14 protein-coding genes are annotated in these 15,434 nt (G+C 73.4%); 10 read left to right on the forward strand and 4 right to left on the reverse strand.

Going from position 1 to position 15,434, the window contains the following annotated elements; translation table 11 throughout:
• Positions 1 to 1,554 carry a histidine ammonia-lyase gene (gene hutH / locus IR212_RS10610; RefSeq protein WP_194395893.1) on the reverse strand — a complete coding sequence of 518 codons (1,554 nt, stop codon included), beginning with the start codon at positions 1,552 to 1,554 and terminating at the stop codon, positions 1 to 3.
• Between the two features lie 61 nt (positions 1,555 to 1,615).
• Between hutH and IR212_RS10615 the strand changes: the two genes are divergently transcribed.
• A complete protein-coding gene (locus IR212_RS10615) occupies positions 1,616 to 2,413 on the forward strand; it encodes an IclR family transcriptional regulator (RefSeq protein ID WP_228479271.1) in 798 nt (265 codons plus the stop codon).
• A 115-nt stretch (positions 2,414 to 2,528) separates the two neighbouring features.
• Here the strand turns inward: IR212_RS10615 and IR212_RS10620 are convergent, their stop codons facing one another.
• Complete coding sequence (locus IR212_RS10620) at positions 2,529 to 3,005, reverse strand: YbaK/EbsC family protein (RefSeq protein ID WP_194398641.1); 477 nt, start codon at positions 3,003 to 3,005, stop codon at positions 2,529 to 2,531.
• A gap of 274 nt (positions 3,006 to 3,279) precedes the next feature.
• On the opposite strand from IR212_RS10620, the gene IR212_RS10625 reads away from it, so the two are divergent.
• Together IR212_RS10625 and IR212_RS10630 are read left to right on the forward strand one after the other, a co-directional pair.
• Complete coding sequence (locus tag IR212_RS10625; protein WP_194395895.1) at positions 3,280 to 4,365, forward strand: Glu/Leu/Phe/Val dehydrogenase family protein; 1,086 nt, start codon at positions 3,280 to 3,282, stop codon at positions 4,363 to 4,365.
• 77 nt (positions 4,366 to 4,442) lie between these two features.
• Positions 4,443 to 5,279 (forward strand): ZIP family metal transporter, encoded by an 837-nt coding sequence (locus IR212_RS10630; RefSeq protein WP_194395896.1) that lies wholly within the window; start codon positions 4,443 to 4,445, stop codon positions 5,277 to 5,279.
• Positions 5,280 to 5,358: 79 nt separating this feature from the next.
• On the opposite strand, the gene IR212_RS10635 is transcribed toward IR212_RS10630, so the two are convergent.
• Positions 5,359 to 6,660, reverse strand: a complete 1,302-nt coding sequence (locus tag IR212_RS10635) for an HNH endonuclease (protein WP_194395897.1) — start codon at positions 6,658 to 6,660, stop codon at positions 5,359 to 5,361.
• A gap of 256 nt (positions 6,661 to 6,916) precedes the next feature.
• On the reverse strand, positions 6,917 to 8,167 hold the full coding sequence (locus IR212_RS10640; RefSeq protein WP_194395898.1) for a glutamyl-tRNA reductase: 1,251 nt from the start codon (positions 8,165 to 8,167) through the stop codon (positions 6,917 to 6,919).
• Between the two features lie 59 nt (positions 8,168 to 8,226).
• Here IR212_RS10640 and hemE point away from each other — a divergent pair, with 59 nt between their 5' ends.
• The 7 genes from hemE (at position 8,227) to IR212_RS17280 (ending at position 15,411) form a co-directional block, all read left to right on the forward strand.
• The gene (gene hemE, locus IR212_RS10645) at positions 8,227 to 9,285 is read left to right on the forward strand and encodes a uroporphyrinogen decarboxylase (RefSeq protein WP_194395899.1); all 1,059 of its coding nucleotides are present in this window, start codon (positions 8,227 to 8,229) and stop codon (positions 9,283 to 9,285) included.
• Positions 9,278 to 10,480, forward strand: a complete 1,203-nt coding sequence (locus IR212_RS10650) for a protoporphyrinogen/coproporphyrinogen oxidase (protein ID WP_194395900.1) — start codon at positions 9,278 to 9,280, stop codon at positions 10,478 to 10,480. Before hemE ends, IR212_RS10650 begins: the two co-directional genes overlap by 8 nt.
• Positions 10,481 to 10,555: 75 nt before the next feature.
• Positions 10,556 to 11,239, forward strand: a complete 684-nt coding sequence (gene hemQ, locus IR212_RS10655; RefSeq protein WP_194395901.1) for a hydrogen peroxide-dependent heme synthase — start codon at positions 10,556 to 10,558, stop codon at positions 11,237 to 11,239.
• The gene (hemC, locus tag IR212_RS10660) at positions 11,236 to 12,153 is read left to right on the forward strand and encodes a hydroxymethylbilane synthase (RefSeq protein ID WP_194395902.1); all 918 of its coding nucleotides are present in this window, start codon (positions 11,236 to 11,238) and stop codon (positions 12,151 to 12,153) included. The genes hemQ and hemC overlap by 4 nt, the downstream gene beginning before the upstream one ends.
• A 47-nt stretch (positions 12,154 to 12,200) precedes the next feature.
• Positions 12,201 to 13,127 carry a porphobilinogen synthase gene (gene hemB, locus IR212_RS10665; protein WP_237684562.1) on the forward strand — a complete coding sequence of 309 codons (927 nt, stop codon included), beginning with the start codon at positions 12,201 to 12,203 and terminating at the stop codon, positions 13,125 to 13,127.
• Entirely contained in the window at positions 13,124 to 14,464 is a 1,341-nt protein-coding gene (gene hemL, locus IR212_RS10670) for a glutamate-1-semialdehyde 2,1-aminomutase (RefSeq protein ID WP_194395904.1), read from the forward strand. The genes hemB and hemL overlap by 4 nt, the downstream gene beginning before the upstream one ends.
• A gap of 32 nt (positions 14,465 to 14,496) precedes the next feature.
• Positions 14,497 to 15,411 (forward strand): macro domain-containing protein, encoded by a 915-nt coding sequence (locus IR212_RS17280; protein ID WP_194395905.1) that lies wholly within the window; start codon positions 14,497 to 14,499, stop codon positions 15,409 to 15,411.
• The last annotated feature ends 23 nt before the right edge of the window (positions 15,412 to 15,434 follow it).

Below are 15,434 nucleotides of genomic sequence, written 5' to 3' on the forward strand. Positions count from 1 at the left end.
TCACTCCTTCGTGATGGTGGCGAAGCCGGTCCGCGCGACGGCGCCCGAGGCGATGAGCGCGGTGACGGCCTCCATGTCGGGGCTGAGGAAACGGTCGGGCCCGGGCCCGGCGGCGACGGTCCGCACGAGGTCGCGGACCCCGGCAGTCGCGTGCGCCGGCTCGAGCGGCGCACGCAGGTCGAGCGCGCGGGATGCGGTGAGCACCTCCACCGCCAGCACGCGCGCCAGTCCGTCGATCGCGCGGCGCAGCTTGCGCCCCGCCGCCCACCCCATGGACACATGGTCCTCCTGCATCGCCGACGACGGAATGGAGTCGACGGATGCCGGGACGGCCAGTCGCTTGAGCTCGGAGACGATCCCGGCCGCCGCATACTGGGCGATCATGAGGCCGGAGTCCACCCCGACCTCGTGCGCGAGGAACGGCGGGAGGCCGTTGCTGCGCGCCGGGTCGAGGGCGCGGTCGATGCGCCGCTCGGAGATGGACGCCACATCGGCGACGGCGATCGCCAGGAAGTCGAGCACGTACGCGACCGGCGCGCCGTGGAAGTTCCCGTTGGACTCGACGCGCCCGTCGGGGGTGATGACGGGGTTGTCCACGGCCGCGGCGAGCTCGCGCGACGCGATCAGCCGTGCGTGCTCCGCCGTGTCGCGCGCGGCGCCGTGCACCTGGGGTGCGCAGCGCAGCGAGTAGGCGTCCTGCACGCGCGTGCACACGGCGGGGTCCCGGTGCGAGGCGACGATCGGCGACTCGGCGAGCACGGCGCGCAGGTTCGCGGCCGACACCGCCTGGCCGGTCTGCGGGCGCAGGGCCTGCAGGTCCGCCGCGAGCACCGCGTCGGTGCCGAGCTGGGACTCGACGGACATCGCCGCGGCGATGTCGGCGGTGTCGAGCAGCACCGCGAGGTCGTGAAGCGCCAGCAGCAGCATCCCGAGCATGCCGTCGGTGCCGTTGATGAGCGCCAGCCCCTCTTTCTCGCGCAGCACGAGCGGGGGGACGGATGCCGCGGCCAGCGCGTCGGCGGCATCGACCTCGTCGCCGTCGGCGGTGCGCACCCGCCCCTCGCCCATCGCCGCGAGCGCGACGTGCGACAGCGGGGCGAGATCTCCCGAGCATCCGAGGGAGCCGTACTCGCGGACGATCGGCGTGATGCCGGCGTTGAGCATGGCCGCGTAGGTCTCCACCACCTCGGGGCGCACGCCGGTCCGCCCTGTCGCGAGCGTCTGCAGTCGCAGCAGCATGAGAGCCCGGACGACCTCGCGCTCGACCTCGGGACCGGTGCCGGCCGCATGGGAGCGGATGAGGCTCGCCTGCAGCTGCCGGCGGCGCTCCGGCGCGATGAAGGTCGTCGCCAGCGCGCCGAATCCCGTCGAGATGCCGTAGTGCGGCTCGGGATCGCCGGCGAGGTCCTCGACGAGCGCGCGCGTCGCGGTCACGCGCTCCAGCGCTCCGGGATCGATCCGCACCTGCGCACCGTGGCGCGCGACGGCGACCACGTGTTCGGGGGCCAGCGGTGCGGCGCCGACGGTGACCAGCTGCTCGGTCGATACGGTCATGCTTCGATTGCACACCCGCGGTGTTCCCGGCGAGGGCGAGCCGTGGCATCCTGTGTCTGTCATGTCAGACACGTCCGCCTCTTCGCCCCTCCGTCCGCAGGTGCCGGCGGCGGATCAGACCCTTCGCATCCTGTCGTTCCTGGCGCGGCAGCGCGGACCGGTGCCCGCACGCACGATCGCCATGGGGCTCGGGATCCCCCGATCCAGCGTCTACCACCTGCTCGCGACGCTGCAGGAGCATCAGTTCGTCGTGCACCTGCCGGAGGAGCAGCGCTGGGGACTCGGGATCGCCGCGTTCGAGCTCGCCGGGGGCTACTCGCGCCAGCAGCCCCTCGCACGCCTCGGGCGTCCCGTGCTCGCCGATCTCGTCGACAGGGCAGGGGAAAGCGCGCATCTCGCGGTGATGCACGGGCGCGACGTCCTGTACATCGTCGAGGAGCGGGCGGCCCGGAGGCCGGCCCTGGTGACGGATGTCGGCGTGCGGCTGCCCGCGCACCTCACGGCGACCGGCCGCGCGATGCTCGCGGCGCTCCCCAGGGAGCAGGTGCGCGCGCTGTTCCCCGACGCGGCGTCGTTCTCGGACCGCACGGGCCGGGGGCCTGCCCGACCCGGCGAGCTGCGCGAGCTGCTGCGCGAGGCGCGGGTGCGCGGGTGGGCATTCGAGGACGGCGAGGTGACGCTCGGGCTGGGATCGGTGGGGGTCGCCGTCCGCGACCACGTGGGCTGGCCGATCGCCGCGATCGCCGTCACCTATCCGACCGAGGGCGCCCGCGATCCGGCGGGGGTCGCGGCGCTGCTCGCTCCGGCGGCGCGAGAGCTGGAGCGTCGCGTGCGAGGCTCGAGGCCGCCCTCGCTATGACGGATGCTCGGGGCGGCGCACGATCAGCTCGGGCTCGATGAGGCGGTGCCACGCGGGCGGCTGATCGCCGGAAGCTCGGGCCCCGGACGGGACGGTCCGGTGAGGAGCCGTGCGCTCAGTCGACCTTGGCCACCGTGCCGTCGGTGAGCCGCACGAGCTCGTCGAAGGTCAGGGGGAAGACCGTGTGCGGTGTGCCGCCGGCCGCCCAGATCTCGGGGTACGCGGCGAGATCCTCGTCGACGATGGTCAGGAGCGGGGCCGGGTGGCCGGTGGGCGCGACGCCCCCGATCACCTGGCCGGTCGCCTGGCGCACCTGATCCGGCGCCGCACGCCGGATGCTCGTGCGGCCGAGCCGCTCGGCGAGCGCCGCCGTGTCGACGCGGTGGGCACCGCTGGTCATGACCAGCAGCGGCGCACCGTCGCTGAAGAACACGAGACTGTTGGCGATCGCTCCGACCTCGACCCCGAGCGCCTCGGCGGCGAGGACCGCGGTGGAGGCGGCATCCGGAAGCACCACGATGTCGCCCAGGATCCCCGCGGCGCGGAGCGACTCGTGGACCAGACGGCTCCGGGCGGGAAGGGAATCGGGGATGGTCACCGCCTCAGCTTATCCAGGGCCCGGCGCCGACCGCGGTCGCGGATCCCGCCGCACGCCGCAGGCCGCCGGCGGGAGACGGTCATCGGCCGGCCGCAACGCGCAGTCTGCGCACCGGCGCGCACCGGCTGGCGGTCACGAGACGCATTGTGCCCAATCGCCGCTGAGACGGTTGAACAATCCGCAGAACCGGTGTGCAATGAGAAAGGATGCCGCAACGCCGCGGCGTCCGCAGCGCACTGCCCACAAGGCCGCCGAAGGAAGTATCGCGATGACGCACACCCTGCCCTCCCTGCCCCTGCCCGATTTCACGCACGAACGGGTGGAGGTGATCACCGGGCGGCGCAGCGGCCTGTTCATCGTCGTGGCGCTGCACTCCTCGGTGCTCGGCTCGGCCCTGGGCGGTGCGCGACTGTGGTCCTACCCGCACTGGAGCGACGCGCTCGGCGACGCCCTGCGGCTTTCGGCGGCGATGACCCTCAAGAACGCCGCGGCGGGCCTCGACGCGGGCGGCGGCAAGTCCGTGCTCGCCCTTCCGCCGGGCGTGACGCTCGACGACGAGCGGCGGCGGGCGGCGTTCCTCGACCTCGGCGACGCCGTGGAGTCGCTGCACGGCCTGTACCGCACGGCCGAGGACGTCGGATCGACGACCGACGACATGCTGGTCGTCAGCGAGCGCACCGAGCACGTGGTCGGCCTGCCTGACGCCGTCGGGGGTTCGGGCGAGCCCGCCGGCCCGACCAGCCTGGGCGTCTACGAGTCGATCCGCGCGACCCTCGAGCGCGTGACCGGGTCATCCGACGTCGAAGGACGCCGCCTCACGATCTCGGGCCTCGGCCAGGTCGGCAGCCGCCTGGCCGTGCGGCTCGCCGCCGAGGGCGCCCGCCTGACCGTGACCGACGTGAACCCCGCCAAGCGCGACCTCGCGACCGAGCTGGGCGCACGCTGGACGCCGGCGGGCGAGGAGCACCTCATCCCCGCCGATGTCTTCGTCCCTGCCGGCATCGGCGGACTCCTCACCGACGAGGTCATCGACGCCCTCGACGCGAAGGCCGTCTGCGGGCCCGCGAACAACCCGCTCGCCGAGCACAGCGGCGCCGACCGGCTCGCCGCGCGCGGCATCCTGTACGCCCCGGACTTCGTCGTGAACGCCGGCGGCGTCATCTACCTCGACCTCGAGGCGAAGAAGCTGGGCACCCGCACCGAGATCATGGAGCGCGTCGCCCACATCGGCGACACCGTGCGGCGCATCTTCGACGAGGCCGAGGCGCGCGGCGTGACGCCGCTCGAGGCCGCCGAAGGCCTCGCCGCCGAACGACTCGCCTCCGGCGGCCGACAGCCCGCGCTCGCTCACTGACCGAGGCCGGCCGGACGGATGCCTCGGCGAACGCGTTTCGCCGAGGCATCCGTCGTCGTGACCACTAGGTTGACCGCATGGAAGGTCTCTGGCTCGCAGCGCTCAGTGGACTCATCGGTGGCGGAACCCTCCTGGTCGGCGCCGCGGTGGCCTGGTTCGTCGACATCCCGCGGCTGGTTGTGGCCGGAATCATGGCGGCCGGCGCCGGCGTCCTCATCTCGACGCTCGCGTTCGAGCTGGTGGAGGAAGCGGCCGAGGACGGCGGCCTCGTCCCCACGACCGTCGGGTTCCTCGGCGGTGCGATCATCTACATCGTCGCCGATCAGCTGATCTCTCGGCGGAGCACGCAGCGGGACGAGCAACGGGTGGCCGCCCCGGCGGCGCCGTCCGGGCAGCTCCCGCGAGCTGCCCAGCTCTCGCCGTCGCCGGCCGGGGGTGCGGCGAACATCGTCGCCCGCCGCGCCGGCGCGCAGGCGGTGAGCGGAGCCGGCCTCGTGATCGCGGTGGGTGCGCTGATCGACGGCATCCCGGAGTCGCTCGTGATGGGCCTGTCGGTGCTGCAGGGCGGGATCAGCATCCCCATCGTCGCCGCGATCGCGATCAGCAACTTCCCCGAGGGTCTGGGCTCGACCGCGGCGCTCAAGCGCGGCGGTTCGAGCGGACGGTACGTCGCCCTGCTGTGGAGCGGGATCGCCCTGGTCACCGTCGTGGCCTCGGTGCTCGGCTATGTGGCATTCCAGTCCGCGTCGCCCAGCCTCATCGCCCTCATCACGACGGTCGCCGCGGGCGGCCTGCTCGCCATGGTGTGCAACACGATGATCCCCGAGGCGTTCGACCAGCAGCACGCGCTCACGGGGCTGTGGGCGACGATCGGCTTCCTCGGCGCGTTCCTGCTGCACGAACTCGCCGGGTGACGACAGCAGGTCCGCTGTTGCGTGCCGGACGTGCCGTGCGACAGAGAGCTTCGGGACGCCCCGACGCCCGACTCCACACTCAGAACGGCGCGTCGCTCCCGTCGAAGCTCCTCGAACTCGCGAAGACCGGAACCCTGCGTTCCGGCTGCACCACGTATCTTCGACCGGTCGGCGAGATCCACTCCAGCGCACCGCCCGAACCCGGGATCTGGGTGACCTTCCACTGGCCGTTGTCCTTGACGAGGTGATGCCCTTTGCACAAGGGGGCAGTGTTCTCCAGAGCCGTCTCGCCCTGATCGACCCAGCGGATCTGGTGATCGACCTCGCACCGTGACGCCGGCATGCCGCAACCCGGTCCCATGCAGCGGTCGGCCCGCCACCTCACGAGTCGACGCAGCGCCGCGGGTGGCTCGTACCGGTCTCGACCGACCGACAGCACCATGCCCGTCTCGGGGTGGGTCAGCACCCGCATCCACTTCGCATCGCCGCCGCAGAGCTCCCGTGCACGCGAGAGCGGAATCGGGCCCACCCCTTCGACGACGGGCGGGTCGCCGGGCGACGCGGCTTCGTCATCGAAGAGGGACAGCACCGGAACGGTCACGACGACCGACGCACGAATCCCGGATGCCGAGGCCGGCGTGTGGTCCGTCGAACCGTCGATCAGGAGGTCCGCGACGATGTCGGCCCGGACCTGATCGAGCGTCCGCGTCTCGCCGTCACCCGCGGTGATGGCCTTAGCCATAGCGGTCACACGGCCATGGATCGCGTGCAGCTCGACGATCGGCGCGTAGAGGAGCAGCGATCCCATCCCATCCGCGCCCGCTTCGACGCTGATCCTCCGATCCGCCGCCGCGGCAGCGTGACGCTGCTCGAGCGTCCGGGACTCGAGCCGTGCGATGAGGTCGCGCAGGCCCCGCCGGAACGTGCCCACGGGCTCGGCCTCGGCCAGTGCGACAGCCCTCTCGATGACGACAGGACGCAGGTCACCATCGGTCTGGTCGACCAGATCGACCAGGATCTCGGCGTGCCGCTCGGTGATGCGCCCGCCCCACAGCGCATCCAGCGCGGTCGGATATCGGTTCACGAGCGCTTCGGCCTGAAGGATCAGTCGCCCCGCGGCGTACTCTGTGATCCGCATGCCCGCAGCGAGCTCCAGTCGGATCGATCGCTCGACGACCTCACGCAGACCGACACCGCGAGCGGCGGCGTCGGTCAGCATCTCGCGTCGCATCGCGTCCACGCGGACGAGCCGCTCCGCGGCGAAGGTGGCCATCATGGCGGCCGTCTCGAGTACGAGGTCGACCGCGTCGGGCACTGGCGGCACGTGATCGACGGCATCCCACTCTGCACCCGTGGGGTCGGGCGGCGCGTCGTCGATCATGCATCCAGTGTAGAACATATGTTCGACGCTGTCCATGGCCAGGGCATCCCGCTCGGCGGATCTCAGGCAGTCACCGCTCGCGGGGAGGGAAGCGCGCTCACGCCCGGGGCTGTCGTCGCGCATATCGGGACCCACGGCCGGAGAGCGGGGCCGTGCCGTCCCGTCGGCGGGCGCCCGCGGCTCTCACCCGACATCAGCCGGCCCCTCCGCCGATGCAGCAGCGGCCGGAACAGCCGCAACACTCAGCGACCGGCGCTCAGGCCGTGGCCCAGAGGCCGTCCGCGTCGCCCACCGCGGCGGGCGGGTCGACCGACAGCCCGTGCAGCAGCTCGAGCGCGGCGCGCGCCTCGTCGATGCGGCCCTCGACCGCGAGCTCCTTGATGCGCACCGACGGACGGTGCAGCAGCACCCCGGCGAGATGCCGAAGCGCGGCCTCGACGTCGTCGCCGGCTCCGCGGGCACGGGCGCGGGCGATCTCGTCCTCGACGATCTTCAGCACGTCGCCGCGGAGGGCCGTGATCGCGGGACCCGCCTCGCGGTCGGCATGGAACTCGGTCGCGGCATCGCCCACGATCGCACGGGCGTCGGCGTGCGCGGTGAACTGCTCGAGCGGCGCGTGGAGGCGGATCGTCTCGAGGTCGAGCAGCTCGACGGCCTGCACGGCGCCGACCGCGGGATCGACGTTGCGAGGAAGACCCAGGTCGATCACGAGCACGCGGTGCCCGGGCACGAAGGCGTCCGCGTGCACGACCGCGTCGGCGGTGCACGTGATGACGACGTCGGCCTCAGCGACCGCCGCCGCGAAGTCGGTCGCGGGAACAAGGCCCCGCTGCGCGGCGAAGGACTCCGCGCGCCCCGACGGGGAGAAGACGTGGATGTCGCCGGCGCCGCGGGCTCGCAGCGCGTCGACGGTGCGGGCGGCGTACCGGCCGGTGCCGACGAGCAGGACCCGGGCGGCCCCCCAGTCGGCGATGCGGCTCGAGGCGAGGTCGAGCGCCAGGCGCACGAGCGACCGATGAGCCCCGCGCAGCTGCGTGCGGTTGCGCACACCGCGGCTGGTGTGGGTGGCCTTCTGGAAGAGACGCTCGAGCTCGCCGCTGGTCAGTCCGTCGGCTCGCGCGGCGTCGAGCGCCCGGCGCACCTGACCGGAGATCTCATCTTCGCCGACGACGACGGATTCGAGCCCGCTGGTGACCGCGAACAGGTGGGCGGCGGCATCCGCACCCTGGTGCACGGCCACCGACGACCGCAGCACATCGGCGGAGACACCGGATGCCTCGGCCATGGCCTCGACCACCGATTCGACGGCGACCACCTCGCCGCCGGTGAGCGGCTCATCGATGTCGAGGTACGCCTCGAAGCGGTTGCAGGTCGCGAGCACGACCGCGCCGGACACGAAGAAGCCGTCCTCGACCAGTGCCCGCGTGGCTGTGGGCGCACCCACCGAAAGGCGCTCCAGCACGTCGAGGCTCGCGTTCCGATGGTTCGCGGTCAGACAGAGGAGCACCGTCCAATGTTAAGGCACGATCCTCATGATCTCCGAAGCGGGAGCCTAAGGTTGGACGCGTGCCGCTTCACCCGACGCATCCGACCCTGGCAGCTGGGTACACTCCTCCCGCTCTCGTCCGCGCCTATCGCGGCGACCGGCCGGCCCGACCGCCGGTGTGGTTCATGCGGCAGGCGGGCCGGTCGCTTCCCGAGTATCGCGAGCTGCGGGTCGGCACCGACATGCTCGACGCGTGCCTGCACCCCGAGCTGGCCAGTGAGATCACGCTTCAACCGGTGCGCCGCCACGGCGTCGACGCCGGCATCTTCTTCAGCGACATCGTCATCCCGGTGCGCCTGGCGGGCGTCGACGTGCGCATCGTCCCCGGGCGCGGGCCGGTGCTCGAGACCCCGGTCAGAACGGCGGCGGATGTCGCGGCCCTGCCGCCCCTCGACCCTGCGGCCCTCGAACCGATCCGCCAGGCCGTCGCGCTGACCGTCGCCGAACTCGGGGCGACCCCGCTCATCGGCTTCGCCGGAGCTCCGTACACGCTCGCGTCGTACCTCGTCGAGGGCGGCCCTTCCAAGGAGCAGCTGAAGACCCGGGCCCTCATGCACTCCGACCCCGAGACCTGGGCCGCGCTGCTCGGCTGGTGCGCGCAGATCACCGGCGCGTTCCTCGCCGCGCAGATCGAAGCCGGCGCCTCGGCCGGGCAGCTGTTCGACTCGTGGGCGGGATCGCTCAGCCTCGCCGACTACACGCAGCATGTCGCCCCGTTCTCGGCCCGCGCCCTCGACGCCGTGCGGGGCCTCGACGTGCCGCTCGTGCACTTCGGCGTCGGCACCGGGGAACTCCTCGCCGCGATGCGCGACGTCGGAGTCGACACGGTCGGCGTCGACTGGCGCCTGCCCCTCGATGAGGCCGTGCGCCGGCTCGGCACCGACGTCTCGGTGCAGGGCAACATCGACCCCGCGCTGCTGCAGGCGCCCTGGCCGGTGCTCGAGGCGCACATCGTCGACGTGCTGGAGCGGGGGCGGTCCGCCCGCGCTCACGTCGTGAACCTCGGCCACGGCGTTCCGCCCGACACCGACCCGGACGTGCTGACGCGCATCGTGGAGTTCGTCCACGCGCATGACTGACTTCTCCGTCGTCGGCGGGGGCGTCGCCGGCCTCGTCGTCGCCCGACGCCTTGCGTCCTCGGGGGCGAGCGTCACGGTGTTCGAGGCATCCGATCGACTCGGCGGCACCGTCGCCCGCATCGACGTCGCGGGCATCGGCCTCGACGCAGGTGCCGAGAGCTTCGCCGTCCGCGACGGTGCCGTGACGTCCCTCCTCGATGAGCTCGGGCTCGCCGGCGACGTGGTCGCGCCGTCACCGCGCCCGGCGTGGCTGCAACCGGCGACCGGCGACGCCGCGCCCCTCCCGGCGACGGCGCTGCTCGGCATCCCGGCGGATCCGCTCGCCGCCGACGTCGTGCGGGTCGTCGGACGCTCCGCCGCGGAGCGCGCCGCCGAGCTCGACGCGCAACCGCTCGCCGCCGTGCCCGAGACCTTGGGCGCATTGGTGCGGGAGCGCCTCGGCGACGAGGTCCTCGATCGGCTCGTCGCGCCCGTGGTGCACGGGGTGCACTCGCAGCACCCCGACGACGTTCCGGTGGCCCGCGCCCACCCCGCACTCCCGGCGGCCGTGGCCGCTGCCGGATCGCTCGCCGTCGCCGTTGCCCGGCTGCGTGCGGACGCACCGCCGGGTGCTGCCGTCGCGGGGATCCGTGGCGGGGTGCACCGGCTCGTCCCCGCCCTCGCCGACGACCTGGAGCGCCATGGCGGCCGCATCCGCCTCGGAACCCGCGTCGACGACCTCGGCGCCCTCGGCGGCACGGTTGTCGTGGCCGCTCCCGGTGTGGCAGGCCCCGCGGACCCGGGCCGCCGGATCGACCTCGTGACGCTCGTGGTGGAGCAGGAGGAGCTGGATGCCGCCCCTCGCGGCACCGGACTCCTCGTCGCCGCCGGGGCACCGGTCGCCGCCCGCGCGCTCACCCACGCGACGGCGAAATGGGAGTGGCTGCGAGAGGCCGCCGCCGGTCGCCACGTGCTGCGCCTGTCGTACGACGAGACGCCCGCCCACCCGGTCGATGCTGCCCGCGCCGACGCCGCGTTCCTCCTCAGCGTGCCGCTGCCGGACGCGGTCGACGCGGCGCAGGTTTCGTGGGTGCGGCCGGCCGCGGCATCCGTCCCCGCCGGCATGGTGATCGTCGGCGAGACCGTCGCGGGCTCCGGCCTGGCCGGCATCGTCGCCCACGCCGAGCGCACCGCGGCCGAGCTGATCGCGCGCTGACCGGGCGCAGACAGCCGACCCGGCGGAAACCCCCGCACCGGGAACTCGTCCCGCGCGGGATGAAAGGATAGGGACATGACGGATGTCTCGGCGAACCCCGCCACGGAAACCCTCGGCTACACCCTCTGGGCCGTCCTGCGCCGGGACCCCGCCCGCCCCGCCCCGGCCGGCGACATCGCCGACGCGGTGGCCGCGGTGGAGGCATCCGGAGTCACCGTCCGCGGGTTCTACGACGTCTCGGGACTGCGCGCCGACGCCGACATCATGATCTGGCTCACCGGGGTCGGGGTGGCGCCCGAGACCCTCCAGTCGGCCCTGCGCACCCTGCGCCGCGCCGAGCCGCTCGCATCGCTCCTGCCGGTGTGGAACGCGATGGGGGTGCACCGCGACGCGGAATTCACCGCCAGCCACCTGCCCGCGTTCATGCGCGACAAGGATCCCGAGGCCTGGCTGACGGTGTACCCGTTCGTGCGCTCGTACGACTGGTACATCCTCCCCGACGACGAGCGTCGGCAGATGCTCGCCGACCACGGCCGCAAGGGCGCCGCCCACCGGTCCGTGCTGAGCAACACGGTCGCCTCGTTTGCGTTGGGCGACTACGAGTGGATCCTCGCGCTCGAGGCCCCCGAGCTCGTCGAGCTGGTCGACCTGATGCGGGACCTCCGGCAGACCGAGGCGCGGCGCCACGTGCGTGAAGAGGTGCCGTTCTACACCGGCCGCCGCATCGCCGCCCACGAGGTCGCCGAGGTGCTGGCGTGACGACCCTGCGGATCGGCACGCGCGGCAGCGCGCTCGCGCTCGCCCAGACCGGCATGGTCGCCGACGACCTGGCCGACGCGACCGGCGTCACCACCGAGCTCGTCAGCATCACGACCGACGGTGACCGCTCCAACGAGCCGCTCTCACGCGCGGGCGGCACGGGCCTCTTCACCGGGGCGCTGCGCGACGCGCTGCTCGCCGACCGGTGCGACCTCATCGTCCACTCGCTGAAGGACCTTCCCACGGCCCCGCACGACGAGCTCGTCATCGCGGCGATCCCCGCGCGCGAGGACCCGCGCGACGTGCTGTGCGCCCGCGACGGGCTCACGCTCGACAAGCTTCCCGCCGGCGCCCGGGTCGGCACCGGCTCCCCTCGGCGCATGGCGCAGCTGCGCGCGCGCCGCCCTGACCTCGTCGTCGTCGACATCCGCGGCAACGTCGACACCCGCCTCGGCAAGGTCGCCGGCGGCGAGCTGGATGCCGTGGTCCTCGCCGCCGCGGGCCTGCGGCGCGTCGGCCGCACCGAGGCCGTGACCGAGTACCTCGACGCCGACGCCTGGCCCACCGCACCGGGCCAAGGTGCCCTCGCGATCGAGGTGCGGCGCGGCCAGGAGCACCTGGTCGACGCCCTGGACCACCGCGAGACCCGCGCCGCCGTCGAGGCCGAGCGCGAGGTGCTCGCCCTGCTCGAGGCAGGCTGCTCCGCGCCGCTCGGCGCGCGCGCCGTCGTGGACGCCGGCCTCCTGCTGCTGTCGGCGAGCGTCTACAGCCTCGACGGCGCCACCCGGCTCACGTCGTCGCACGCCACGACCTGGCCCGAGGACGAGGGCGACCCGTCGCGCGAGGTCGCCGCTTCGGTCGCCCGTGAGCTGCTCGACGCCGGCGCCGCCGGCCTGACGGGAGAACGCCCGTGACGTACACGCCTGCAGACCGCCCGCGCCGGCTGCGGCAGTCCCCTGCCATGCGCCGCCTGGTCGCCGAGACCCGCCTGCATCCGGCCGAGCTCATCCTGCCGATGTTCGTGCGCGAGGGCGCCGGCGAGCCCGTGCCGATCTCGTCGATGCCCGGCGTCGTCCAGCACACGACCGAGAGCCTCAAGAAGGCGGTGACGGATGCCGCCACCGCGGGCATCGGCGGCATCATGCTGTTCGGGGTGCCCGAGCACAAGGATGCGGTCGGCTCCGGTGCCACCGACCCGGACGGCATCCTCAACGTCGCGACGCGCATCGCGGCAGCCGAGGCGGGTGACGCGCTCGTCGTGCAGACGGATCTGTGCCTCGACGAGTTCACCGACCACGGCCACTGCGGCGTGCTCGATGCCCGCGGCTACGTGGACAACGACGCGACCCTCGAGCGCTACCGCGAGATGGGGGTGGCGCAGGCCGAGGCCGGCTCGCAGCTCCTCGGGCTCAGCGGCATGATGGACGGCCAGGTCGCCGCCGTGCGCGATGCGCTCGACGACAACGGCTTCGGCAACACCCCGATCCTCGCGTACGCCGCGAAGTACGCGTCGGCGTTCTACGGCCCGTTCCGCGAGGCCGTGCAGTCCTCGCTCGAGGGCGACCGCCGCACGTACCAGCAGGATCCCGCCAATCGCCGCGAGGGTGCGCGCGAGCTCGACCTCGACATCGCCGAGGGCGCCGACATCGTCATGGTCAAGCCCGCCATGAGCTACCTCGATGTCCTGGCAGACGCCGCCGCCACGAGCCCGGTGCCGGTGTGGGCGTACCAGGTGTCGGGCGAGTACGCCATGATCGAGGCGGCCGCCGCCCACGGCTGGATCGACCGGCGCCGCGCGATCGAGGAGTCCGTGATCGGCATCCGCCGTGCCGGCGCCGACGCCGTGCTGACCTACTGGGCCCTGGAGCTTGCGGAGTGGATCCGATGAACGCGCTGTCGACCAACGAGCAGGAGTTCGCCCGCGCCCGCGGCGTCATGCCCGGGGGTGTGAACTCGCCCGTGCGTGCGTTCGGCTCGGTGCACGAGACGCCCCGCTTCTTCGTGTCGGCGTCGGGACCGTACGTGACCGACGTCGAGGGCCGCGAGTACGTCGACCTCGTCGGCTCGTGGGGCCCCGCGATCCTCGGGCACGCCCACCCCGCCGTCGTGAAGGCGGTGCAGGATGCCGCGGCCCGGGGCCTCGGCTTCGGTGCGAGCACCCCCGGCGAGACCGAGCTCGCCGAGCTCATCGCCGCGCGCGTGACGCGCCCTTCCTCGGTTGCTGAGCCTGTCGAAGCACCGGTCGAGCGCGTGCGCCTGGTGTCGACGGGCACCGAGGCGACGATGACCGCGATCCGGCTCGCGCGCGGCGCGACCGGACGCGACCTCGTCGTGAAGTTCGCCGGGCACTACCACGGGCACTCCGACGGTCTGCTGGCCGATGCCGGCTCCGGCGTCGCGACGCTCGCACTGCCCGGCTCGGCCGGGGTCCCCGCCGCCATCGCCGCGCAGACTCTCGTGATCCCCTACAACGACCTCGACGCCGTCCGCGAGGTGTTCGCCGCCCGCGGCGACGACATCGCAGCCGTCATCGTCGAAGCAGCGCCGGCGAACATGGGCATCGTTCCCCCGGCTCACGGGTTCAACGCCGCACTCGCCGACACCGCGCACGCCCACGGTGCGCTGCTCATCCTCGACGAGGTGCTCACCGGCTTCCGCGTGGGGCCGGCCGGCTGGTACGGCGTCGACCCGGTGCCCTTCTCCCCCGACCTGATCACGTTCGGCAAGGTCGTCGGCGGCGGCCTCCCGCTCGCCGCACTCGGCGGACCGGCCGCGCTCCTCGAGCTTCTCGCTCCGCTCGGCCCGGTCTACCAGGCGGGCACCCTCAGCGGCAACCCGCTCGCCGTCGCCGCGGGCCGCGCGACGCTGGACCACCTCGACGCCGACGCCTACGCCCGCATCGACGCCGCGGCGACGAGGATCGCCGACGCCGCGGCATCCGCTCTCTCCGACGCCGGCGTGGTGCACGTCGTGCAGCGCTCGGGCAACCTGTTCTCGATCCAGTTCGCCGAGACCGCGCCCACGGACTACGACACCGTCAAGGCGCAGGACGCCTTGCGCTATCCGCCGTTCTTCCGGTCCATGCTCGCGCAGGGGGTCTCGCTCCCCCCATCGGTCTTCGAGGCATGGTTCGTCTCGGCCGCCCACGACGACGCCGCGGTCGGCCGCATCATCGACGCGCTTCCCGCGGCCGCGCGCGCCGCGGCGGAGGCGACTCCCGCCTGACGCGGGCGCCACTGCGCGCGCATGATGGGAGCATGACCAAGCTCGTCGCCGTGCATGGCGACATCACCGCCCAGAGGGCCGACGCCATAGTCAACGCCGCCAACAACGCCATGCGCGGGGGCGGCGGCGTCGACGGCGCGATCCACCGCGCCGGCGGCCCCGAGATCCTCCGCGAGTGCGTCGAGCGCTTTCCCTACGGGCTGGCCACCGGCGACGCAGGATGGACGCGGGCCGGCGCACTTCCCGCGCGCTGGGTGGTGCACACCGTGGGACCGAATTACGCCGCCGGGCAGCGCGACCGCGCCCTGCTCGAATCCTGCTACCGGCGCGCCCTCGAGGTGGCCGACGAGCTCGACGCCCGCACCGTCGCGTTCCCGCTCATCAGCGCCGGCGTCTACGCGTGGCCGCGGCGCGAGGCGGTCGCCGCCGCCATCGACACGATCGCCGCCGCGTCGACGCGGGTGGAGGAGGTCTCGCTCGTCGCGGTCGACCGGGGAGCGCACCAGGAGATCGCCTCGGCCCTGGTCATGGCCACGTCGCTGCGGATCCTGCAGGGCGTGCGCGAGCTGCACCGCCGCGGGTTCCACGGGGTGCGCGTGCGACCGGGTGTCGCGCCGTCCGGGATGTACTGGCGGGTGTCGCTGTGGGATGCCGCCGACCCGGCGTCCGGCATCCACTACACCTCGGGCACGGAGACGGCCTTCGCCGGAGATGCAGTCGAGGCCACGACGCCCGCGCACGACGTCGCCGAGCTGATCCTGCGCGCCATGCCCGGTCTCGCGCCCACCGGAGATGCGCCGGGCTACGCCCAGTGGTACGAGGGCCTGCTGGCCCGCGTCGAGCCGGAGCACCGCCTCCCGGTGTCGTTCGCCGACTACTTCGACGACAGCGAGGGCTGGGAGATCGGCTGGGGCAGCGGCGTGCGGTACCCGGCGCCGCCGGCGTGAGCGGATGGCGTCGGGCGTCCAGA

Origin of the sequence: Microbacterium atlanticum (genome assembly GCF_015277815.1) — a bacterium.
In the GTDB taxonomy this organism is placed as follows: domain Bacteria; phylum Actinomycetota; class Actinomycetes; order Actinomycetales; family Microbacteriaceae; genus Microbacterium; species Microbacterium atlanticum.

What these genes read in the sequence shown, in the direction of transcription:
- hutH (WP_194395893.1), bottom strand. Translation starts at nt 1,554, where the DNA reads ATGACCGTATCGACCGAGCAGCTGGTCACCGTCGGCGCCGCACCGCTG.
- IR212_RS10615 (WP_228479271.1), top strand. Translation starts at nt 1,616, where the DNA reads ATGTCAGACACGTCCGCCTCTTCGCCCCTCCGTCCGCAGGTGCCGGCG.
- IR212_RS10625 (WP_194395895.1), top strand. Translation starts at nt 3,280, where the DNA reads ATGACGCACACCCTGCCCTCCCTGCCCCTGCCCGATTTCACGCACGAA.
- IR212_RS10630 (WP_194395896.1), top strand. Translation starts at nt 4,443, where the DNA reads ATGGAAGGTCTCTGGCTCGCAGCGCTCAGTGGACTCATCGGTGGCGGA.
- IR212_RS10635 (WP_194395897.1), bottom strand. Translation starts at nt 6,660, where the DNA reads ATGATCGACGACGCGCCGCCCGACCCCACGGGTGCAGAGTGGGATGCC.
- IR212_RS10650 (WP_194395900.1), top strand. Translation starts at nt 9,278, where the DNA reads ATGACTGACTTCTCCGTCGTCGGCGGGGGCGTCGCCGGCCTCGTCGTC.
- hemQ (WP_194395901.1), top strand. Translation starts at nt 10,556, where the DNA reads ATGACGGATGTCTCGGCGAACCCCGCCACGGAAACCCTCGGCTACACC.
- hemB (WP_237684562.1), top strand. Translation starts at nt 12,201, where the DNA reads ATGCGCCGCCTGGTCGCCGAGACCCGCCTGCATCCGGCCGAGCTCATC.
- hemL (WP_194395904.1), top strand. Translation starts at nt 13,124, where the DNA reads ATGAACGCGCTGTCGACCAACGAGCAGGAGTTCGCCCGCGCCCGCGGC.
- IR212_RS17280 (WP_194395905.1), top strand. Translation starts at nt 14,497, where the DNA reads ATGACCAAGCTCGTCGCCGTGCATGGCGACATCACCGCCCAGAGGGCC.